We start from the raw sequence: 21948 nt of genomic DNA on the forward strand, positions 1-21948 counted from the left end.
TCGATAAGAAGAGTTGCAATAAATCCGCCCAATAGGAAAGTGCCGCGCAAGCAAAAATTGGCAATCGTCGCCTACTGAGCTAATCTAGTTGGCCCGGTTAACTTCAAATTCAGGGAATATACCGAAATATGTTGCGTTACGACCGATCTCGATACATTGCCCTTGGGCTACCCAGCTTGTTGAATGCCTTGGCGCTGCCCTTGTACGCGCATCAGATCACCACAACCGGGTCGTCGGACGAATATGCAGTGCCGTTTTACCTGGTTATCGCCTTGGCATGCGGCTTGTTCGGGGTATCGGCGATGATTAAACGCTGTCGTGACATCGGTTCTTCAGCCTGGGGAATATTGTTAGGTTTTTTATTCGCTCCGCCTCTCATGCTGTTGGTGGCGTTGGTATTAATCTTCGCGCCCAGCAATCCAGCGGCCGACCTACTCGAAGCCCCAGCCTTACCCCCCATGTTCGATATCTGGTTTACCGGCCTGCTCCTGTTAGTATGCCCCTGGATGCCCGTACTATTGGTACGGGCGTTGTAAGTCCTTAGGTGATTTTTGAGGATGTTTGTACCCATTGGCAATGCCAAATAGGTCGTTCGCTGAGCGGACTTGTGCTGAGCGAAGCCGAAGCGAACCGAAAATTGCTTGGTTTGGGTACATTTATTGCCATAAATTGCCTTATTCAAGCCAACGACTTGGCAAAGTTAACAGACTGCGTAGCAGAGCTGGCGGAACGCCGAAAGACTATTTGGTGTTTCCGGCATAGCTGTAAATCGCTTGGCCATGCGCCTGGTCGACATAGATCAACTGTTTTTCGGCTATCACAAGCGGCGCAACCGGATTAGGGTAGCCGTGAATACCCCGGTTGTAAGCGGGGTTGTCGTACATCACTTCAGTAACCAGACCATTTGCAACAGTGCCGGAAGTAATCTGATCGCCGTGCGCTTGAACGCCGGTTGATGCAATAGCAGCAGTGAGGACGATAGCAATTTGAAGGGTGCTTAGGGTTTTCATGACAAGTCTCCTGGTGATAATTGTTACATCGCTGGAAACCTGATTGAAATATCAATCGATCCAGCTTGGAGACTATTGTGAACAAACCTTCATCACTAATAAAATCGATTGTTTTTATCGTTTCAATAGATTTTACATATATAAAAACACTCAACACCTCCTTCTGCTGCGTCGAATGTGGCGATGTTGCAAGCCTTGCCAGCAAGCTCGATTGGCTCCGCTAGCAACCATCCCAAAACCTGTCGACTACTTTACATTAAGCCCGCAAAACAGCGGATGTTGTGGGAAACAAACGAGGTTTATCCGGCTAAGCCCCTCGAATAGATCATCGGTTGGCAATAGGTTTGTAGCGAATAATCAGTCAGTTGGCAGACAAACAGCTTCCAGCAATCCGTAGCCAAGACGGATGGCATCAAAATTGATAGGTATTGACGGTAATGTGGAAATCCCCGGCATAGCCCTGACCTGATTAAGGTCAGGGCCAGCCATTTATCAGACATGGCTTTGGAATTTAAATAACTATGACTACCTACGCCATCGGCAGTGTAAACGGCGATTACCAGACACTAACGCAACTGCTCGCGGACATCAGCTTCGATCCGCAAGAAGACCGACTGTGGTTTACCGGCAATCTGGTCAACCAGGGGCCGGAATCCTTACAAGTGCTGCGTTTCGTCAAAAGCTTGGGCAAGGCGGCCGTTGTGGTATTGGGCAAACAGGAGCTTCATCTACTGGGCGTGGCGCTCGGCTATGCGCAAGTGGGGCCGGACGATACTTTAGATGACATTCTTAACGCTCCGGATCGGGAGGAGCTTTTGAAATGGTTACGCCTTCGTAGCCTGATTCATCACGATTCCAAGCTTAATTTTACTTTGGTCCATGCCGGCATTCCTGCTGAATGGACTTTTAGCCAAGCCTTGACCTTTGCGTATGAAGTGGAATCGGTTCTATCGGGAAGCAATTACGCGACGTTTCTGGAAAACCGGAAGCAAGATCAATCGCGCTGGCACGCCAAACTGCGCGGCTGGAAACGCCTGAACTTTATTGCCAATGCCTATACGCAGATGGCGTATTGCAACGAGCAAGGCAAGCTGGATTTCAAAGCCGCGGGCCCGTTTGCTGCTCAGCCGAACGGATTAATGCCCTGGTATCGCGTTCCCAACCGGCTGACCGCCCAATTGAACGTGGTTTTTGCCGATGATGCGGATTTTGCCGATGTCGATTGCTTCGGCTTCCACCCCTTGACCGGATTGTCGGTATTGCAATTATCAACGCCAACGGAAACCAACGCCGCAGTGCCTGAATTAACTTGATTGTGATGCAGCGTCAGACGGCAAGCTTATTTTTTAAAGCCCAGGGCGGTATCGGCCCTTTTCACATTATCCAGATTTGCGCCATCAAACTTGGCACTTCTGAAATCCGCATCGGCAATAGTTGCGCCGTCTAAATTGGCACCCGATAAGTCAACCCAAATAAACTGCCCACCGCTTAAATCGGCGTTACGGAGCGATACATTCTTCATCTGCGCATAATTAAAATTAGCACCGCTCAAATCCGCATCATTCAGTATTGCATTGTTCATTTCGAGCTGATCAGGCTGTTGCCGCGGGCTCGCGGAATCGGGGCCTAAATTAGCCTGCCTTAGCTTGGCGCCGCTTAAATTGACATTGTTCAGCAATCCCGTCACGCGGCTACGACTAAGGTCAGCGCCAGTCAAGTCGGCATTATCCATCAGCACACCATATAGACTGGCATCGGCTAAATTGGCATTCTGCAAATTTGCATTACGCATATGCGCAAGATTAAGATTTGCGCCGCTCAGTAGAGCTCCCTTCAAATTGGCGCCATCAAGATTGGCGGAAAACAAATCGGCTTGATTGAACGCAACGCTCGATAAATCCAGTCCGGACAAGTCTTTTTTAGCCAATATCGGCCGTTGGACACCGGCTTTGGCAATAATAGTGATCACATCCTCGCGAGACAGCTCGGCAGATGAGCAAGGCAATAGCCAAAAACACAGACTGAAACCTATCAATGCTCGGCAACTACTGGAATCGTATTGCATAACTACTCCCCAAAACGGGCTAGGCTGTTAACACAACAGCTATTGGTGGATTTTAGCAAATCATAAGCCAAGGACTTAGATTTTGGGCAATATTATCCCAACATCGAAAAGCACACTTCGGCGCGGACCTTGGTTTGCGCGGTAAACCACGCTTACGCTCATTTAGGTATATGCTTGCCAAGAAGACCCACTCAGGCTTTTAACTATGAATCAGCTCAGTCACAAATTATTAGTCTTGGCCCTGATAGTAGCGCTACCCAGTTTAGGCTGTTTCAGCTATTACACACTTGAAGATGCTGATTCAAACACGACGTTACCGGTATCGATTATTTTATTGGCGTATCCGGTCTTACTCATTTCCCTGACGTCCATTATTGCCATGTGGGTTTCAAAAAGGCGGTCTCGCCTTGGTTCGTGGCTGGCAGGAGCCTGCTTATTAGTGTCGGCTGCAATCCTGCTAATCGCACGCTTTTAGATCTTCCTGGCTAACTAGGGCCTGCAGCCCGGCATTCCGTCGCCGAATAAATTTACTAGGCGCCTGCTCCAAAAAAACATAATGCAGCTATAGTTGCCGATACGTTCGCCACAACATAAGCGCTAGGGATCCCCATGGATTTTCTAATTTCACCTGCCATCGCATTGATGGATAGACTTCGCTATCCGGCAAAATTTGCCTTGTTATTCACCGTCGTGCTGATTCCGATGCTGTTAATGGCCGGCACCTTGGTTAGGCAATTTCAAACGGAAGCCAACGTTTCGGAACAAGAACGCAATGGCTTACGCTATCTCGCCGCCCTGCGAACGCCGATTGAACATATTCAACAGCATCGCGGCATGACCAACGCGTTTCGGAACGGCGCGACACAATTCAAGGAGCGTATTTTTAGCAAGCGTGAAGAAATCGATAGCTATTTTGCCGCACTTGAAAAAGTGGATAGCGAGCTACGAGATACATTGAAAACCGACAACATGCTAGCTAAGCTGAACCAACAATGGAACGACATCAAATCGCGCTCCATGGATCAAGAGTTGAGCGTGACGATAGCCGCTCATAATCAATTAATTGCCGATAGCTTAAAGCTGCTAAACCACCTTTCAAATACATCAGGGATAATTCTCGACCCCATGCTGGACAGTTTTCATATGGGTTTCGTACTGACATCCGATTTACCTGAGTTAATCGAATTGATGGGGCAAACTCGCGCACTGGCCTCCGGAGTGGCAGCCAAAGGCAGTATCAATCCGCAAACATTAACGAAATTATTGATCTTGATCGCCAATATAGAAACCTATGCCCATAAGGTGGATGAAGGGCTTGAGGTGGCGTTTTCAGAAAATCCCGAGGTTGGCAAAAACCTGTTCACAAGCCATGAAAACTATCATAAGGCTTTGCAAGCCACGCTCGATTTAGTACGGCAGCAATTGATTGAAAGCGAAACCATTTCGATTGACAGCAATACGGTATTCGACACCGTCACGCTGGCGATCACACAGTCATATCAGCTCTACAGTGGGCTGCTAGAGCAACTTGATCTTATTTTTCAGAACCGTAGCGCGGCAGCCGAGCGATCTCTGCACATTACGCTGGCCGGATTATTGGGGATTTTGTTGGTGGTGATCGTGTTATTGCTGGGCTTAACTAGGTCAGTCAGTCGCAACATTGTTGCCATCAATACCGCGACTAAACTGGTTGCCCAAAATGACCTAAGCGCCAGGGTACACATAGCTTCGAACGATGAAATGCAGGAAATCGCCGAACACTTCAATGCCATGATAGAAACCAGCTCGGCCTTGCTCAAGGAAATCATTCATACCAGCGCTGACTTACATACTTCCGCGCAAAAAGTTTACACAGTTGCCAACCAAAGTGCCGCTCATCTCGAACGGCAACAGCAAGAAACCACGTCTGTAGCGACTGCGGTCAACGAAATGAGCGCCACCATTCAGGATGTTGCCAACACCACCAATACCGCTGCCCACGCCGCCAGCAATGCTAACGACCAGGCCAAAAACGGCAAAAGCGTTGTCGCAAGCGCCACCGTATCGATTAGCCAATTGGCCAATGACATTGAAGATGCCGCTAATGTGATTCAAGGCCTGGAAAAAAGCAGCGAATCTATAGGCTCTTTAGTAGACGTGATCAAAAGTATCGCCGAACAAACCAACTTACTGGCATTGAACGCCGCGATTGAAGCCGCGCGTGCCGGCGAACACGGCCGAGGTTTTGCGGTGGTAGCGGATGAAGTTCGCAACCTGGCAAGCCGCACTCAGGAATCGACCGCAGTGATAGAAAACATGATCGTCAAGTTACAGAGTGGCTCGCGCGAAGCCGTCGCGGTGATGCAGCAAAGTCGCACACAAGCCCAGATCGGCGTGGAAAAGTCTCGGGAAACGATGCAATCTTTGGAAGCGATTAGCCAATCGGTGGAAACTATCGATGCAATGAACCTGCAAATTGCCAGCGCTGCCGAAGAACAAACGGCGGTGACGGAAGAAATTAATCGGAACATCGTCCACATCAGCAGCCTCTCGGAACGCACCAGCAGCTGTGCGAAGCAGACGACTATCGAAGCCGGCCAGCTAAATCAGCTAGCGGAAAATCTACTAAAACTCACCAAGCAATTCAAACTGAGTGCCTAGCCAAGATAATCCGCTACGCTGCTGAGCGGATATGAGCGCAACAGCGTAGCGGAACCCCATCTATTTACCCAGTACTTCACCTCTAACGCTTTCCACCAGTGCGGCGGCTTCCCCGATCAAATCTTCCGGGACATTCAGTTCGCGCATGGTCGCCCCCAAATGCTCCATCACCGCGTCGTAATGTGAGTCGTTTAAGCCCATATTCACCAATCTGACATGACCGTCGCGTAATGAACGACCGGTATAGTTGTTCGGCCCGCCAAAGGCAACCGTCATAAAGGTTTTCAAATGCTCGGCTTGTTTCGCCATGTCGGTTCTTTCGAAAAAACGGTTGATTCGATAATCCTCCAGCACTTTGCCATAAAACACATCGACGGCGGCGTTTACTGCCGCTTCTCCGCCAATCCGTTCATACAACGATGGTCCTTGCACTTCGTTTGCTTCACTCATTTGTTTACCCCTGTTCTTATAATTATTGAATTTCCGAGGCGGCGACTAAGTTGGCAAGTTATTGATTTTGCCTGACATAACGGCCTCGGCAGCGATGATAACGCATGATAGTTTCGCATCCAAACTATTTACGTGCCGCCAAAGACCGGATGATTTGTAAGTTATTGAATCTTCTCAAGACCACCCAGATAAGGCCGTAAAGCGTCCGGCACGGTGATCGACCCATCTTCGTTTTGATAATTTTCCATCACCGCGATTAAAGTCCGGCCGGCCGCTAAGCCCGAGCCGTTTAAGGTATGGACCAACTCCGGTTTACCGGTTTCCGGATTACGCCAACGCGCTTGTAAGCGCCGCGCTTGAAAGTCCTTGAAATTACTGCAGGACGAGATTTCCCGGTATTTTTGTTGGCCGGGCAGCCAGACTTCCAGATCATAGGTTTTTGACGATGAAAAGCCGGTGTCGCCCGCGCACAGTAATACTTTGCGATAGGGCAAGTTCAGCTTCTGCAATATGGTTTCGGCGTGTGCGGTCAGTTCTTCATGGGCCTGCGCGGATGTTTCCGGGGTGACAATTTGCACCAGCTCGACTTTTTCGAATTGATGCTGACGGATCATACCGCGCACGTCGCTGCCATACGCACCTGCTTCGCTGCGAAAACAGGGCGAATGGCAGACGAATTTCAGCGGCATTTGCTTGGCATCGACGATCACATCACGAACGATATTGGTGACCGGCACTTCGGCGGTGGGGATCAGGTAAAAAGTCGGATCGTTTTTAACCGTGAACAGATCGGCTTCGAACTTGGGCAATTGGCCGGTGCCGCGCAAGCTATCGGCGTTGGCCAGGAAAGGCACATAGGTTTCCTGATAGCCGTGCTCGTTGATATGCGTATTCAGCATCAATTGAATGATGGCGCGTTGCAGGGTGGCCAGTTTGCCAGTCAGTACCACGAAACGGGCGCTGGCGATTTTCGCCCCCAGCTCAAAATTCATACCCAACGGCTCGCCCAAGTCGACATGATCCTTAGAGGGAAAATCGAACTGGCGCGGCTCGCCCCACCTTGAAACTTCGATATTCTCGGCATCGCTTTTTCCTGCTGGAACGGCTTCGTCGAGAATATTGGGGATACCCTCCAATAAAACGCTCAATTGGTTTTGAACGTCGTTCAGTTCGGTTTCTGCGGCTTTTAGCTGATCCCCCAAATCCGCCACCTGAGCCAGCAAGGGCTGAACATCTTCGCCCTTAGCTTTGGCCTGGCCAATCGCTTTGGAGCGGGTATTGCGTTCGTTTTGCAATTCCTGAGTTTTGACCTGGACCGCTTTACGCCGATCTTCCAGAGCTTGATAGCCAGCGGCGTCGAATTGAAAGCCGCGTCTTTGCAATTGTTGTAGAACCAGTTCCAGGTCGCTTCTAAATAAACGGGGGTCTAGCATGGTGTTGAATATCCTGAATTGAAAAAAGAGATAAAACGGTGGCTATACCTGCTTACCTAGCCACAAGCCGCACCACAGCGCGGCGCCGCAAAAAACGATGTTGCCCAGAAAAACGGTCAGCATGGCACCCATGTGCGATTCGAAGGAATGGCCGCTTTCCAGCAGGTAAAGAATTAAATATAAGCCGGACAAGGTGATGAATAAGCCCATCAAAACGGTCACCAAAATTGCCCGATACTCTATCGAAATAGCTAGTTTATGCATCAGAACCGTGGCGACGATGCCGATCAAAAACGCGCCGATGCCATTGACCAGCGTCAATGCATACGGAAACGGCCAATCGAACAGACGAAACGTACCTTGCGAATAGAAAAACAGCCCCTTACCCAAGGCCAGACCGGCCCAGACTGCAAACAAGCAACCGAACACGCTGACGACAATATTCAAACCGGCCTTGCCGATTTGACCTTGCTCGAGCAAATAGAGGGTTTCCAGGGAAAAGCTGGAAAAGGTTGTAAAGCCGCCCATCACCCCCACCAAAATCGCGGTGCGGTATTCCAAGGCAATCGCCAAGCGTTGCAGAATCAGCGCTTCAGTCATCAGGCCGATCAAAAACGAGCCGAGCAAATTGACAGTTAAGGTGCCGTAAGGAAAGCCCCTACCCAGCCACAGATACACGCCGCTGGACGCCAGATAGCGCAACATTGAGCCAATAGCGCCGCCCAGAGCGACCGCGAACAATTGCAGCATCAGAACTTAAAGAAGGTTTCCCGATAGTAACGCAATTCCTCAATGGACTCGATAATGTCGTCCATGGCCTTGTGCGACGCCTGCTTGTTAAAGCCATCCTTCAATTGCGGCGCCCAGCGCGCAGCCAGCTCCTTGACAGTAGACACATCCAAGTTGCGGTAATGGAAGTACGCTTCCAATTTGGGCATGTAGCGATAGAGAAACCGCCGATCCTGACAAATGCTGTTACCGCAGATCGGCGAAGTGTTGGCGGGTACCCATTGCTGCAAAAACGCTATGGTGCTTGCTTCCGCTTCGGCAGCCTCGATTTTGGAGTCTTTGACCCGCTGAATCAAACCGGACTGACCATGATGCTGCTGATTCCAGTCGTCCATTCCGGCCAAGGCCGCATCCGACTGATGCACCGCCATCACCGGGCCTTCCGCCAGAATATGCAGATTTTTATCGGTCACTACCGTGGCGATTTCGATGATGAGATCGTTATCAGGATCTAAGCCTGTCATTTCCAGATCGATCCAGATAAGATTGTCGGCATCTTGAGCCATTTTCATTCCATGGTATTAATAATGTTGCGGCAAATTGTAGCATTAGCTAATCTGTACCGCTAATTGTTAACCCCAACCACATAGGCTTGATGAACACGTTTACTGGCATTTTTTTAGCGGCTTTAGTCCTTTCCTACGGCATCCAATTCTGGCTGGCGATACGCCAGAAATCCTATGTTTTACAACATCGCGAGCAGGTACCTGCCGCCTTTCAAGACCGGGTGTCGCTCAGCGCCCACCAAAAGGCTGCCGATTACACCATAGAGAAGAGCAAACTGGGCGATCTCGACAGTGTGGTCGGCATGGTTTTTCTGCTGGCACTCACCTTAGGGGGCGGTATCAGTCTGGTGTTTGATTTCTGGTCGACCTTCGATTTGTCGACGTTACTGGCCAGTTTGCTGGCCATGGCCAGCATTTTTCTGTTGATGACCGTGATTGAAATTCCGTTCAGTTTGTACCAAACCTTTGTTATCGAAGAAAAATACGGTTTTAACAAAAGCAAGTTACCCCAGTTCGTGAAGGACCAAATGATATCCATGGGCTTGACGCTGGTCATAGGCTTGCCAATTCTGGCGCTGATTCTGTGGGTAATGGACAGCATCGGCGGCCTCTGGTGGCTGTATGCCTGGGCCATCATCATGAGTTTTTCCTTGTTGATGAGCTGGCTGTTTCCGACCGTAATCGCCCCCTTATTCAACAAATTTACGCCAATGCAGGACGGCACGCTGAAACAACGCATCCAGGGCTTGCTGGAGCGCTGCGGCTTTAACAGCCAAGGCATTTTCATCATGGACGGCTCGCGCCGTTCCGGCCATGGCAACGCCTATTTCACCGGCTTGGGCAATAACAAGCGCATCGTGTTTTTCGATACCCTGGTTAATTCGCTGGACGAGGAAGAGCTGGAAGCAGTCCTGGCGCACGAGCTAGGCCATTTCAAATGTAAACACACCATTAAAATGCTGGTGGCTTCATCGGTGATGACCTTGATCAGCTTTGCGGTGTTAGGTTGGTTGATCACTCAGGACTGGTTTTTCGACGGTTTGGGTGTGACAACCCATTCCAATGCAGCCGCACTCTTGCTGTTTATGCTGGTATCACCGGTCTTTACAACTTTCATGCAACCAATCAGCGCCTATTTCCAACGTAAATTCGAGTTCGAAGCCGACGACTTTGCTACCCGCAATGCCCAAGGCAGCAAAATGATCAGCGGCTTGGTTAAACTTTACGAAGAAAACGCCAGCACCCTGACCCCCGACCCTTTGTACTCGGCGTTTCATTACAGCCATCCGCCCGCTGCCATCCGCATAGCGCATATCGAAGAAAAGATGCAGTCTGCCTGATGGCCGATCTGCACCAGGGCTTGGTCGTCGCCCATCTCGGCAAAGGTATTGCTGTCGAAGTGAGCGACCACGCAGGAATCGCTGCCGAGCAACTCGTGCTTTGCCAAACGCTGCGCAAACTGGACACTGTGGTGGTCGGCGACCGGGTGATGTTATCCATGTCTTCGCCTGAGCAAGGCCGAATCGAGCAGCTCCTGCCCCGGCGTTCGGTATTGCAACGGCCCAGTCGCGGCAACGATACCCGGCCGGTAGCGGCTAATCTGGACACCATTTTCATCGTGTTCGCCGCCGAACCGGAATGCGATTTTCTGCTGCTGGACCAATATTTGGCGATCTGCGAAAACTGCAATATCGATGCTGCGCTAGTACTGAATAAAGTCGACCTGCCGCTGTCTCCCTCAATAGAAGCAGGATTAGCCTATTATCAAAACTTGGACTATAGCCTACACAGAGTCAGCGCCAATCAAAAAATCGGCATAGTCGGCTTGCAGCAGGTTTTGGCGCAACGAACCAGCATGTTCGCCGGCCAATCCGGGGTCGGCAAGTCGTCTTTGACTAACGCGCTATTGCCGGAGCGCAACTTGAAAATCAACAGCGTCTCGGAAATCACCCGCCATGGCCGCCATACCACCACGGCCGCGACACTGTACCATTTACCGGGCGGCGGCGAGTTAATCGACAGCCCCGGCGTCGCGATATTTGGCTTGGCCGGTTTGTCGGAAGGACAACTGGCTTGGGGTTATAGAGAGTTTCAGCCTTATATTTCCAAATGCCGTTTCAACGACTGCCGGCATGTCAACGACAAGGATTGCGCGGTGCGATTGGCGGTAGAAGCAGGTCAAATTGATTCCGAACGCTATCAGCGCTTTTTAAAACTCAGAGAAAAAATGCCGCCAGGCAATCGCGGCAACTAAAGCGCGTCAAGCCACTAAAATCAACCCGGTGGCCAATGCATCTGTCTGCCGGCCAGCAGATGCAGATGTAAGTGGTGGACAGTCTGTCCGCCATCGCCGTTGCAGTTGAACACCGTCCGATAACCGCTATCCGCATAACCAAACTGAGTCGCGATTTTAGCGGCGGTTTGCAGCATAATTCCACCCAGAAATGCATCGTCCAGCTCGTTTAAATTGGCAACATGCCGCTTCGGGATGACCAGCACATGCAAGGGCGCCTGCGGATGAATATCTCGGAACGCCAATAGTTGCTCATCTTCGTACACCACATCCGGCTTGATTTCACCGTTGGCCATCTTGCAAAACAGACAATCACTCATGTTTCCTCCTAAAATTCGCGGCGACCGTTGAACGCGTGCGCCAAAGTGCCGCTGTCGATAAACTCCAGCTCGCCGCCCATCGGTACGCCGTGAGCAATGCGGGTGGCGCGGATATTGAATTTGCCGGCGACTTCGCCAATGAAATGCGCGGTGGCTTGACCTTCCACGGTGGAATTGGTGGCCAGGATGATTTCCTTGATGCGTCCCGCCGCCATACGCTGCTCCAATAACTCGAAGCCAAGCTGATCTGGACCGACGCCATCCAGCGGCGACAAGCGGCCGTGCAGCACAAAGTATTTACCTTTAAAGCTGGTAGCCTGATCGATCACCCACACATCGGCCGGACTTTCGACGACACACAAGGTGTCCGAATCGCGCAACGGGTTGGCGCAGACCTCACACAACTCGGCTTCGGTCAAGGTTCGGCATTCGCGGCAATGGCCGATTTCAGCGATGGCTTTCGCCAGCATTTTGCTTAACTGCATACCGCCGTCGCGATTGCGCTGCAACAGATGAAACGCCATGCGTTGCGCCGATTTCGGCCCAACGCCCGGCAAGCAGCACAGGCTCTGGATTAACTCTTTCAGCAATCCCTGGTTTTGCATGTTTAGAACGGCATTTGAAAACCGGGAGGAAGCGGGATACCGGCGGTGACGTCGGCCATTTTCTCTTTTTTCATTTTACCGACCTTATGCACCGCGTCGTTGATTGCCGCCGCTACCAAGTCTTCCAGCATATCCTTGTCGTCGCTCAACAGGGACGGATCGATACTGACCTTACGCACCTCGCGTTTACCGGTCATCACAATCGTCACCAAGCCGCCGCCGGATTCGCCATGCACTTCCATCGCACCCAACTCTTCCTGGGCTTTTTTTAAGTTGTCCTGCATTTTTTGGGCTTGTTGCATAATGCCCGCTAGCGCATTTTTCATCATCGTCTCTCCAATATTTAATTAAGCGGTTCGATACTGCCAGGCATAATTCTGGCGCCAAACGTGTCTTTTAAAGCCTGCACATTCTCGTCAGTGTTTATGCTATCGACCGCCGCTTGCTGCCGATCTTCGCGCGCTTTTTGTATTTCCAGCGCCGGCGTCATTTGCTGAACCGCTTGCTGAGTGATCACCAGCTTCAAGGATTTACCGTAATAATTTTGCAACGCGGCACGCAGGTTTTCTTCGGCTTTGCTGCCGACTTGTTGGAAGCTCGGATCGAGCAACAGCCGACAACTGCTATCGTCGATGCCGTCCAACACGCAGTTATTCGCCAGCTCGCGGGTACGGCCGCTGATATTCAACGCGGCGATAATGTCCGTCCAGCCGCCGGGCTTGGCGGTTGCTTGTGCAGGTGCCGAGCGAGGCTCTTCAATCCGTTTAGCCTCGACTAGCACTGGCGCCGCGGACACCGCCACACTGGTAAGCGGCTTAAGCACAGCCGGCTTGACGGGCTCAAGTGTATGCGGTTCTGCGGCTTGCGGCCGAAAAGTCAACATCCGCAGCATCACCATTTCAAAACCGCTACGCGGATCGGGTGCCAGCGGCAAATCGCGCTGACCGATCAAACCGATCTGATAATACAGCTGCACGTCTTCCGGTAATAAGGCCTTGGCCAGCGTATCCAGTAATTGTTTATCAAACTCCTGATCGACGAAATCCGGCATTTGCTGTAACAGCGCCACCCGGTGCAATACTCTCAGTATTTGTTGCAGAATATCGGCAAAATCCGGCGTCAGTTCCGCAATATCGGCAACTTTTGCTAACAAAGCCCGTGCATCACCAGCCGCCAAGGCCTGCAACATGTCGTCGATGGGTTGCTGAGCCACGGTGCCGAGCATGCCGATCACCGCTTCGGCTGTGACGCTGCCGCTACCATAAACAATCGCCTGATCCAGTAGACTCAAGCCGTCGCGCAAGCTGCCGTCGGCGGCTCTACCTAACATTTTCAATGCAGCCGGCTCGAAAGCGATTTGCTCCTGCCCCAGGATAAACTGCATCTGCGTGTCTATTTGCTCCGGCAATAATCGTTTTAAATTGAATTGCAGACAGCGCGACAACACCGTGACCGGAATTTTATGCGGATCGGTGGTGGCCAGCAGAAATTTGACGTGCGGCGGCGGCTCTTCCAGGGTCTTCAACAAAGCGTTGAAACTATGCCCGGACAGCATGTGCACTTCGTCGATTAAATAAACTTTGTAGCGGCCTTGATTGGGCGCGTATTGGGCATTGTCGAGTAGATCGCGAGTATCTTCGACTTTGGTGCGGGAAGCGGCATCGACTTCGATCAAGTCCATGAAGCGGCCTTGCTCAAAGGCCAGACACACCGAACATTCGCCGCAGGGATTAAAATCTTTTAGATTTTCACAGTTGATGGCTTTGGCGAGAATCCGCGCCACCGTAGTTTTGCCAACGCCGCGCGTACCGGTAAACAGATAGGCGTGATGCAATCGATCATGCTGCAAAGCATGCATCAGCGATTGGCTGACATGCTCCTGACCGACAAGCTGAGTGAAGTTGCTGGGACGCCATTTTCTGGCAAGAACCTGATAAGCCATTAGCAACGCGGAAAGGCAGGAATTGGGCGGCTACTGTGCCAGCCACATCCCGGCACACGAGTCCGCTGCTACCGTTGCTTCCTTCCGGACCTGGCGGGGTTTACAGCGTATCGTTGCGAGAGGACCGACACAGCAACCATAATACATCAGCGAGAAGCTGAAGAGTGGCGCATTATCCATAAAAGCCCACCGATAAGCAACTGTCTTGCCAAAAATAAGTAAATAACGCCGATAATGCGCCACCCGACTACTGTATAGACGGGATAGGCAAACTGCTGGCAATAGCATGCCCAAAAGAGGCGCCGAACCTGCCGGCCAAGCGGTCGATCAAACGTTCTTGGGGGGTAAAATTCACCGTTTCTTCTGTGCCGAACTGATCGCGCGCCACGCTATCGACACTACCGAAATCGTCAGCCAGCCCCAATCTGACGCCTTCCGCACCGGTCCAAACCAACCCGGAAAACATATCCGGCGTTTCGGCGTCTTTCAACCGCTTACCGCGCCCCTTCTTAACCGCATCGATAAATTGTAGATGCACTTGATCCAGTAAAGACTGCATATGTTTGTTTTCTTGCTGATTGACCGGCGAGAAGGGATCGAGCATGGCTTTGTGTGCGCCTGCGGTCAACAAACGCCGCTCGACACCCAGCTTGTCCAATACATTGGTAAAGCCGAAACCGTTCATGATTACGCCGATAGAGCCGATGATGCTGGCCTGATTCACGAATATCTTGTCGCTTGCAGCCGCAACGTAATAACCGCCTGATGCGCACATGTCGCCAACTACCGAATAAATCGGCAACTGCGGATGCACGACTTTCAAACGCTTAATCTCGTCGTAAATGTATGCCGACTGCACCGGACTGCCGCCGGGTGAGTTAATATTCAGGATGATAGCCTTGGTATTTTTATCTTTGGCCGCATCGCGCAAGCCCTCGATTACCGTGTCGGCGCCGGCAGCCTCTCCTTCGACAATCTGCCCCACTACATCGACGATAGCCACATGCTCGGCTGTACCGGAATCAATACCACCCTTAAGCTTCGGATAAATCGCTATACCCAGCACTACTGTCAGATAAGCAAACGTCAACAGCTTAAAAAATATCCCCCAGCGCCGAGCCGATTTCTGTTCGTCGATCGCGGCAAACGCCAATTTCTCCAGCACGGATTTTTCCCAGCCAGGATTGTTTTCAGCAACATCTTTGGGAAGATCGTGATTATTCTCCACCATTTGTCTCCTATATGATTCCGATTAAGTCGGTGGGGTAGTTCAAACACAACAAAGGCTTGTACTTTTGCAAGGTTGTCGCAGGGTGCGCACCACAGGTAACGCCGATTGACGCAACTTGCGCATTTAAAGCCATCTGCAAATCATGCACAGAATCGCCGACCATCAAGGTACGCTGCTTAGCCACATCCAACTCCACAATAATTTCTTCCAGCATCAGCGGATTGGGCTTGGAAGCAGTCTGATCGGCGCACCGCGTGGTACAAAACAGCTCGGCAACACCGGTGGCCGTGATCGCCGTATGTAAACCCGTACTTTTCTTGCCGGTCGCCACCGCCAAGCGATAACCTTGGCTACGAAATTGCCTCAGCATGTCATGTACACCGGGAAACAAGTCGTCAGGACCGATCTGTTTGGTAAAAAAAGTTTTCGCGTAATCGGCGGCAATTTTTTGGCGACTTTCGCTATCTTCATCGGGAAACAGCTGTTTCATCGCGTTCTCGATGCTCAAGCCGACGATGTCCCTGACCGCCTGCGAGGTCGGCACCGCAAAGCCGCAACGCATCGCCGCCTGCTGAATACAATGCACGATCCAGTCCACCGAATCCATTAAAGTGCCATCCCAATCGAAAATGATTAAATCAAAGCGGTTTTTCATGACTCAGCAATTCTTGTAAATCCTCGGGTAAAGGCGCGGTAAAGTGCAGCAAGGCTCCGCTTACGGGATGCGCAAACTGCAATTGCTCGGCGTGCAAAAACAAACGCTTGTAACCGCGTTTTTTAAAGGCTTTATTCGTGCCGTCATCGCCATAACGATCATCGGCCACAATCGGATGCCCCAGCCAGGCCGCATGCACCCGGATCTGATGGGTACGTCCGGTCTTCGGCGCGGCATGCACCAGCGTGGCATCCTGAAACTGTTTCAAGCGGGTGAACAAGGTTTCGGCAGATTTGCCAGCCTGGCTAACCACCACCATTCTTTCACCGCCTTGAGCGACATTTTTCAACAAGGGCACCTCGACCAACTGCTTCTTGCGTTGAAACTGTCCAACCAACAAAGCCAGATAAGTCTTCTGAATGCCGTCGCCGCGAAAAAGTTCATGCAAGGCCTTCAATACCGAGCGTTTCTTCGCAATCAACAAGCAACCGGAGGTTTCCTTGTCCAACCTATGCACCAACTCCAGAAACTTCTGCTGCGGCCGAATCTGCCTAAGCCCTTCGATCACGCCGGAACTGACGCCGCTACCGCCGTGCACCGCAAAGCCGGCCGGCTTGTTCAAAACGATAAAGCCGTCGTCTTCGTAGAGAATGTGGTTTTCCAAACTGAACTTCAAGGTGGGCTGAACGATGATCTGGTCTTTTTTTTCCGCCACTCTGACCGGTGGAATCCGCACGATGTCACCGAGCTGCAATTTATAACTGACGTCGATGCGACCTTTGTTGACCCGCACTTCGCCCTTTCGGACCATGCGATAGATGCGGGTTTTGGGGACGCCTTTGAGATAAGTAATCAAAAAATTATCGAGCCTTTGTTCGCTGTTTGCCTCGGTAATTTCCAGCCATTGTACTTGCGGATTGGTCTGATTTTCTGCGGTATTCATGCCGCAAATAATAACAACATATCCGCCAGCCATGTTTAAAATTGCTGCTCTGAATAAACATTGCTATATTAGGCTAGTTTATCTTTGGATAGACTTTAACTATAAAAATTTAAAGACCAGGTTTTAGCGCTGTAGCTTCGCGCTAAGCTTAAAGAATTTTTTCGGGTTTTATCGCTCAACCCATGATGAGCGAGCTGCATCCTTAGTATAGAGTTCGGTATAACAGATCTCCCATTTTTCAAGCGCCACCCTCGGCAATTGCCGATAACCCACTGCGACAATTACTACAATCCTTTGCAGTTTTCAGTCAGTCTGGCCGCTCACTTAAGTACATATTGGGAAACACGCCGCCTTTATCCGCGACAACCAAACCTGTTTAAGCTCTAGGTAGGATACATAACACAATAAGGATAATTTAATGAAAAGAATGCTTATCAACGCCACGCAGCCCGAAGAGCTGCGGGTGGCCTTGGTAGATGGTCAGAAACTTTATGATTTCGACATCGAAGTTCCTTCAAAAGAACAAAAAAAATCTAACATTTATAAAGGTATTATCACCCGGGTAGAACCCAGCCTAGAAGCCGCCTTCGTTAATTATGGCGCCGAAAAACACGGTTTCCTGCCGTTTAAGGAAATCGCCCCCGAATACAGAACCGGCGACAGCGACGAAGGTAAATCTTCCAAATCCAATATTCGCGAAGGCCAGGAAATCGTCGTTCAGATCGAAAAAGAAGAACGCGGCAACAAAGGCGCGGCGCTAACGACCTACATCAGTCTGGCCGGCACTTACTTGGTGTTGATGCCGAACAACCCCAAAGCCGGCGGCATTTCTCGCCGTATCGAGGGCGACAATCGCAGCGAACTGCGCGAAACCATGGCTGCGCTGGAAATTCCGGACAGCATGGGTTTGATCATCCGCACAGCAGGCTCCGACAAAAATGTCGAAGAGCTGCAATGGGATTTGAATTACCTGCTACAACTCTGGGAAGCCATTGATCGTTCCAGCAGCGAGCAAATCGCGCCATTCCTGATTTTCCAGGAAAGCAATGTGATTATCCGCGCATTACGCGATCACTTGCGCGGCGACATCGACGAAATCCTGATCGACCAGGACGGCGCCTTCAAACTGGTACATAACTTCCTGAAACAGGTGATGCCGCATAATCTGCACAAGGCCAAACTGTATCAGGACAGCGTACCGCTGTTCAGCCGCTACCAGATCGAAACCCAAATCGAAATGGCGTATCGCCGCGAGGTATCGCTACCTTCCGGCGGCTCCATCGTCATCGACCACACCGAAGCCTTGACCTCGGTCGACATCAACTCGGCGCGCGCTACCAAAGGCAGCGATATTGAAGAAACCGCGTTGAACACCAACCTGGAAGCCGCCGACGAAATCGCCCGCCAATTGCGTTTGCGCGACTTGGGCGGTTTATTCGTCATCGATTTCATCGACATGATGTCGAACAAAAACCAACGCGAAGTGGAAAACCGCTTGCGCGATGCGTTGAAAATCGACCGGGCCAGAATCCAGACCGGCCGCATTTCGCGTTTCGGTTTGATGGAAATGTCCAGACAGCGTCTGCGGCCATCGCTGGGTGACTCAACACAACTGACCTGCCCGCGCTGCAAAGGCCAAGGCACGATCCGCAACGTCGAATCAGTCACACTGGCCGTGTTGCGTTTGATTGAAGAAGAAGCGATGAAAAAAGGCACCGAGCGCGTCATTGCTTACTTGCCTATCGATTGCGCGACATTCCTATTAAACGAAAAGCGCGCGGTAATTCAAGAAATCGAAACCAGATTGCAGGTTGGCATTATCGTATTGCCTAGCAAACATTTGGAAACCCCGGCTTACGACATCGAACGCATCAAATCCGCCGGCGAAAGCAGCGACGAAAAAGCCAGCCATTTGCACATCAAGGAAGAAGACATCACGGTTCCTGAATTTGCGAAACAGGCCGGCCCTAAAGCCGAAAAAGCTGCGATTAAAGAGTTTTTGCCGGACTCTCCCGCGCCCGTACAAAGCAAAAAAACCTCTGCCGGTTTGATTCAACGTTTCTGGCAGCGCTTGATCGGGAATAGCAAAGCGGCCGAAAGCAGTGAATCTGCTGAAAAAAGCGGCGAAGACAAACCCAGATCCGGCAGAAACAACCGTCGGGACCGTGGTGATCGCGGCGACAGAGGAGAAAGAGGCGAACGTTCAGCGTCATCAGGCCGTAACAACAACCGGCGCAACAACAACCGTCGCCCGCCTAACAATCCGGCAACCGCCGAAAGCACTAGCAACGCACCTGCAGAGATAAAGCCGCAACCCGTCGTCGCGATTGACCAGGAAATTCCTGGCGATGCCGCTGCAAGCACCAACAAAGAGAACGGTGGGCAAGAACGCAGCCGTCGCAGCCGCAGCCGTAGACGCGGCCCTCGCAACGGCGGCGAGAGACGCCCTGAGCAAAGTGCCGGCGGCGAAGCTGGCGAGAGCAGCCAAGGGAGTAATCAAGGCGAAGAGCGTCCGGCACCGGCCCCTAGCTTTTCCGAAGGCAATGAAGCGACCAGCCAACCACGCTCTTACGATAGAGATTTCGCCGAGCGGAGCAGCAATAGTCGCAGCACCGAGTCACCTCAAGAACCTGTCAGCCGTAGCGCTAGCGAAGACTGATTAAAAAAGCCGGGCAACAGTTCTTGCTGTTGCCCGGCTTTCTCAAATCGCTGACATCATCAGCGTTTAATCGATAAACCTTCTCTTCAAATCCGCATACTCATCTATCCGGCGATCACGCAGGAATGGCCAGATGCGTCTGACGTCCTCGCTGCGCTGCCCATCGAGTTCCGCGAATAGCAATACATCCTGATTATCGTCGGCGCTGCTTAAAATCTCGCCTTGCGGACCAGCGATAAAGCTATTCCCCCAGAACTGAATGCCCGGCGCTTGATCCGGGGCGGCTTCGAAACCGATGCGATTACACGAAATCACTGGAATACCGTTCGCTACCGCATGCGCGCGCTGCACAGTAATCCAGGCATCGCATTGGCGCTGTTTCTCGGCATCGTCGTCATCGGGGTTCCAGCCAATCGCAGTCGGATAGATCAGCAATTCGGCACCAGCTAAAGCCATCAAACGCGCGGCTTCCGGATACCATTGATCCCAACAGATCAACACGCCCAACTTACCGATTGAGGTTTGGATCGGTGTAAAACCTAGGTCACCAGGCGTGAAATAAAACTTCTCGTAAAAACCCGGATCGTCGGGAATATGCATTTTCCTGAACGTACCGGCGATGCTGCCATCCTTATCAAACACCACCGCAGTGTTGTGATACAAACCCGGCGCGCGTTTCTCGAAAATGGTCGAGACAATCACCACCTGGTTGGCTTTGGCCACTCCGGCCAGCGTTTCGCAAGTCGGGCCGGGAATCGGTTGCGCCAAATCAAAACAAGCGGTGTCCTCACTTTGACAGAAATAATGATCGAGATGCAGTTCCGGCAAGACCACCAAATCGGCGTTCTGCCGGGCGGCTGTTTCGATTTGACTGATCGAATAAGCCAGATTGGTTTCCCGGCCGCGATTGCAAGGCTGCTGCACGGCACAGGCGATAATCGTTTTTTTCATGAGTCGGACAGATTCTTAGAAATTCAATTTAACGAACGCCGGCACCTGCATGCTGGCGCAATGCAAACTACCGTATTGATGCACCAGCGGCCGGCATGGCGTGGCGATAATTTCATGATTTGGGAAACAGCTTGTCAGCCGTTCCAGCGCCACCGCATCCATCGCATCCTCATAAACCGGCACCAATACCGCACCATTGATAATCAGGAAATTCGAGTAATTGGCAGGCAATTGCTGGCCTTGTTCGTCAAAAATCGATTTCGGTAACGGCAACGCCACCAAACGATAGGCTTCACCGCCTGCCGTCTTAAAGGTCTTTAACTGCGCTTCCATATTTTTCAGGCTTTGGAAATGCGGATCTTCGCTATCTTCGCAAGCCGTGTAGGCAATAGTGTTGGCATCGCAAAACCGCGCCAGCGTATCGATATGCGCATCGGTGTCATCTCCGGCCAAATTGCTTTGCTCGACCCATAAAATCCGCTTCGCACCTAAATAATTTTGCAACTGACTAGCAATCGCCGCTTCCGATAAATCCGGATTGCGGTTGGGGTTGAGCAAGCAATTTCTGGTGGTCATCAAGGTGCCTTGACCGTCCGACTCCACGCTGCCGCCCTCCAATACCAGATCCAACGTCGCGGTGGGATGGCCCTTGAAAATCGGATGGGCAAACAGCGCCAGATTCAAGGCATCGTCGGCTGCATGCGGATATTTCTTGCCCCAGCCATTGAAACGAAAATTCAGCAACTGCACACTGGCTTTGGGATGCTGCCATTCCATCGTCAGAAACACCGTATCCCGCAGCCAAATATCGTTGTAATCGGCCTGCACCATATGAATTTTTTCGTTTTGGCCCAGTTGAGTCTGAATATGCTGTTGGTGCTCGCCGTCCTTGCAAATAATCACCAAAGGCTGAAAGCGGCTGATGGTAGTAGCAACAAAATGATAGGTGTCTTCGACAGCGGACAGATTGGTAAAGTCGCCGCCGTGGTGCGGCCAAGCGATAATAACGGCTGATTGTGTTTCCCATTCTGCTGGAAAGCGAATCATGAGTACTCCCTGGATAATGTGGCTTTGAGAAATAATGCCTTATTGTATCAATGCTGACCGGTTAAGGCCTATTCCACGGAATTTTAAATATCATTGGGTGATGTTCGGATGCGGAAACAAAGTTTCAGCAGGATTGTTGCTAACACCAAGAAACAGTTGGGATGCAATTGGAGAAGCAGGAATGGATTGAAGCCCCTGGATTGGCAGTGGATGAGCCCGCCGGCGGGGGATTCCACAGCCTAAACTGTAGTCTCCAACCCGCCAGCCTACCGCCGATGCCGTTGACGAGGTCAGACTCGAAGTCTGTAGTCAGTCAGAAATCCCGAAATTTACCGTGAGGCCGCACTAACCAAGACCTCTGCCATCATTTCAGCCAATTATGAACAAAATACGAAACCACGATTGCTCG

21 protein-coding genes and 1 other RNA gene are annotated in these 21948 nt (G+C 51.3%); 6 read left to right on the forward strand and 16 right to left on the reverse strand.

Annotated elements, in window-relative coordinates; all coding sequences use genetic code 11:
• The first annotated feature begins 128 nt into the window (after window positions 1–128).
• Complete coding sequence (locus EBA_RS20110) at window positions 129–536, forward strand: DUF805 domain-containing protein (RefSeq protein ID WP_192376367.1); 408 nt, start codon at window positions 129–131, stop codon at window positions 534–536.
• A 204-nt stretch (window positions 537–740) separates the two neighbouring features.
• Here the strand turns inward: EBA_RS20110 and EBA_RS20115 are convergent, their stop codons facing one another.
• On the reverse strand, window positions 741–1010 hold the full coding sequence (locus tag EBA_RS20115; RefSeq protein ID WP_192376368.1) for a hypothetical protein: 270 nt from the start codon (window positions 1008–1010) through the stop codon (window positions 741–743).
• A 521-nt stretch (window positions 1011–1531) separates the two neighbouring features.
• Here EBA_RS20115 and EBA_RS20120 point away from each other — a divergent pair.
• Window positions 1532–2323, forward strand: coding sequence for a symmetrical bis(5'-nucleosyl)-tetraphosphatase (locus EBA_RS20120; RefSeq protein ID WP_192376369.1), 792 nt, complete (start codon window positions 1532–1534; stop codon window positions 2321–2323).
• 26 nt (window positions 2324–2349) lie between these two features.
• Here the strand turns inward: EBA_RS20120 and EBA_RS20125 are convergent, their stop codons facing one another.
• Entirely contained in the window at window positions 2350–3075 is a 726-nt protein-coding gene (locus EBA_RS20125; protein WP_192376370.1) for a pentapeptide repeat-containing protein, read from the reverse strand.
• A 609-nt stretch (window positions 3076–3684) separates the two neighbouring features.
• Between EBA_RS20125 and EBA_RS20130 the strand changes: the two genes are divergently transcribed.
• Complete coding sequence (locus EBA_RS20130) at window positions 3685–5715, forward strand: methyl-accepting chemotaxis protein (RefSeq protein WP_192376371.1); 2031 nt, start codon at window positions 3685–3687, stop codon at window positions 5713–5715.
• Window positions 5716–5775: 60 nt separating this feature from the next.
• Here the strand turns inward: EBA_RS20130 and EBA_RS20135 are convergent, their stop codons facing one another.
• The 4 genes from EBA_RS20135 to orn all read right to left on the reverse strand — a co-directional run bounded on the left by EBA_RS20135 (window position 5776) and on the right by orn (window position 8893).
• Window positions 5776–6165 carry a group I truncated hemoglobin gene (locus EBA_RS20135; RefSeq protein ID WP_192376372.1) on the reverse strand — a complete coding sequence of 130 codons (390 nt, stop codon included), beginning with the start codon at window positions 6163–6165 and terminating at the stop codon, window positions 5776–5778.
• A gap of 161 nt (window positions 6166–6326) precedes the next feature.
• Complete coding sequence (serS, locus tag EBA_RS20140; protein WP_192376373.1) at window positions 6327–7598, reverse strand: serine--tRNA ligase; 1272 nt, start codon at window positions 7596–7598, stop codon at window positions 6327–6329.
• 42 nt (window positions 7599–7640) lie between these two features.
• Window positions 7641–8348, reverse strand: a complete 708-nt coding sequence (gene crcB / locus EBA_RS20145; protein WP_192376374.1) for a fluoride efflux transporter CrcB — start codon at window positions 8346–8348, stop codon at window positions 7641–7643.
• Window positions 8348–8893: an oligoribonuclease gene (gene orn / locus EBA_RS20150; RefSeq protein ID WP_192376375.1), complete on the reverse strand. Its 546-nt coding sequence runs from the start codon at window positions 8891–8893 to the stop codon at window positions 8348–8350. Before orn ends, crcB begins: the two co-directional genes overlap by 1 nt.
• A gap of 89 nt (window positions 8894–8982) precedes the next feature.
• Between orn and EBA_RS20155 the strand changes: the two genes are divergently transcribed.
• Together EBA_RS20155 and rsgA are read left to right on the forward strand one after the other, a co-directional pair.
• Window positions 8983–10233: a M48 family metallopeptidase gene (locus EBA_RS20155; RefSeq protein ID WP_192376376.1), complete on the forward strand. Its 1251-nt coding sequence runs from the start codon at window positions 8983–8985 to the stop codon at window positions 10231–10233.
• Entirely contained in the window at window positions 10233–11147 is a 915-nt protein-coding gene (gene rsgA / locus EBA_RS20160) for a ribosome small subunit-dependent GTPase A (protein WP_192376377.1), read from the forward strand. The genes EBA_RS20155 and rsgA overlap by 1 nt, the downstream gene beginning before the upstream one ends.
• Before the next feature lie 20 nt (window positions 11148–11167).
• Here rsgA and EBA_RS20165 read toward each other — a convergent pair whose 3' ends face one another.
• From EBA_RS20165 to rluC, 8 genes are all read right to left on the reverse strand, one after another.
• Window positions 11168–11506, reverse strand: a complete 339-nt coding sequence (locus EBA_RS20165; RefSeq protein WP_192376378.1) for a histidine triad nucleotide-binding protein — start codon at window positions 11504–11506, stop codon at window positions 11168–11170.
• A gap of 8 nt (window positions 11507–11514) precedes the next feature.
• The gene (recR, locus tag EBA_RS20170) at window positions 11515–12111 is read right to left on the reverse strand and encodes a recombination mediator RecR (protein ID WP_192376379.1); all 597 of its coding nucleotides are present in this window, start codon (window positions 12109–12111) and stop codon (window positions 11515–11517) included.
• Between the two features lie 2 nt (window positions 12112–12113).
• The gene (locus EBA_RS20175; RefSeq protein ID WP_267873600.1) at window positions 12114–12437 is read right to left on the reverse strand and encodes a YbaB/EbfC family nucleoid-associated protein; all 324 of its coding nucleotides are present in this window, start codon (window positions 12435–12437) and stop codon (window positions 12114–12116) included.
• Between the two features lie 17 nt (window positions 12438–12454).
• On the reverse strand, window positions 12455–14053 hold the full coding sequence (dnaX, locus tag EBA_RS20180) for a DNA polymerase III subunit gamma/tau (RefSeq protein ID WP_192376381.1): 1599 nt from the start codon (window positions 14051–14053) through the stop codon (window positions 12455–12457).
• Window positions 14054–14086: 33 nt separating this feature from the next.
• Window positions 14087–14183: signal recognition particle sRNA small type (gene ffs, locus EBA_RS20185), an RNA gene on the reverse strand.
• A 117-nt stretch (window positions 14184–14300) separates the two neighbouring features.
• Entirely contained in the window at window positions 14301–15284 is a 984-nt protein-coding gene (gene sppA, locus EBA_RS20190; protein WP_192376382.1) for a signal peptide peptidase SppA, read from the reverse strand.
• Window positions 15285–15291: 7 nt separating this feature from the next.
• A complete protein-coding gene (locus tag EBA_RS20195) occupies window positions 15292–15939 on the reverse strand; it encodes an HAD family hydrolase (protein ID WP_192376383.1) in 648 nt (215 codons plus the stop codon).
• Window positions 15923–16882 carry a 23S rRNA pseudouridine(955/2504/2580) synthase RluC gene (gene rluC, locus EBA_RS20200; protein ID WP_192376384.1) on the reverse strand — a complete coding sequence of 320 codons (960 nt, stop codon included), beginning with the start codon at window positions 16880–16882 and terminating at the stop codon, window positions 15923–15925. Before rluC ends, EBA_RS20195 begins: the two co-directional genes overlap by 17 nt.
• 418 nt (window positions 16883–17300) lie before the next feature.
• On the opposite strand from rluC, the gene EBA_RS20205 reads away from it, so the two are divergent.
• Window positions 17301–19541: an Rne/Rng family ribonuclease gene (locus EBA_RS20205; protein ID WP_192376385.1), complete on the forward strand. Its 2241-nt coding sequence runs from the start codon at window positions 17301–17303 to the stop codon at window positions 19539–19541.
• Window positions 19542–19607: 66 nt separating this feature from the next.
• On the opposite strand, the gene EBA_RS20210 is transcribed toward EBA_RS20205, so the two are convergent.
• Together EBA_RS20210 and EBA_RS20215 are read right to left on the reverse strand one after the other, a co-directional pair.
• On the reverse strand, window positions 19608–20492 hold the full coding sequence (locus EBA_RS20210; protein WP_192376386.1) for a carbon-nitrogen hydrolase: 885 nt from the start codon (window positions 20490–20492) through the stop codon (window positions 19608–19610).
• Window positions 20493–20507: 15 nt separating this feature from the next.
• Entirely contained in the window at window positions 20508–21539 is a 1032-nt protein-coding gene (locus tag EBA_RS20215; protein ID WP_192376387.1) for an agmatine deiminase family protein, read from the reverse strand.
• Window positions 21540–21948: the final 409 nt, after the last annotated feature.

Origin of the sequence: Methylomonas albis (genome assembly GCF_014850955.1) — a bacterium.
Taxonomy (GTDB): domain Bacteria; phylum Pseudomonadota; class Gammaproteobacteria; order Methylococcales; family Methylomonadaceae; genus Methylomonas; species Methylomonas albis.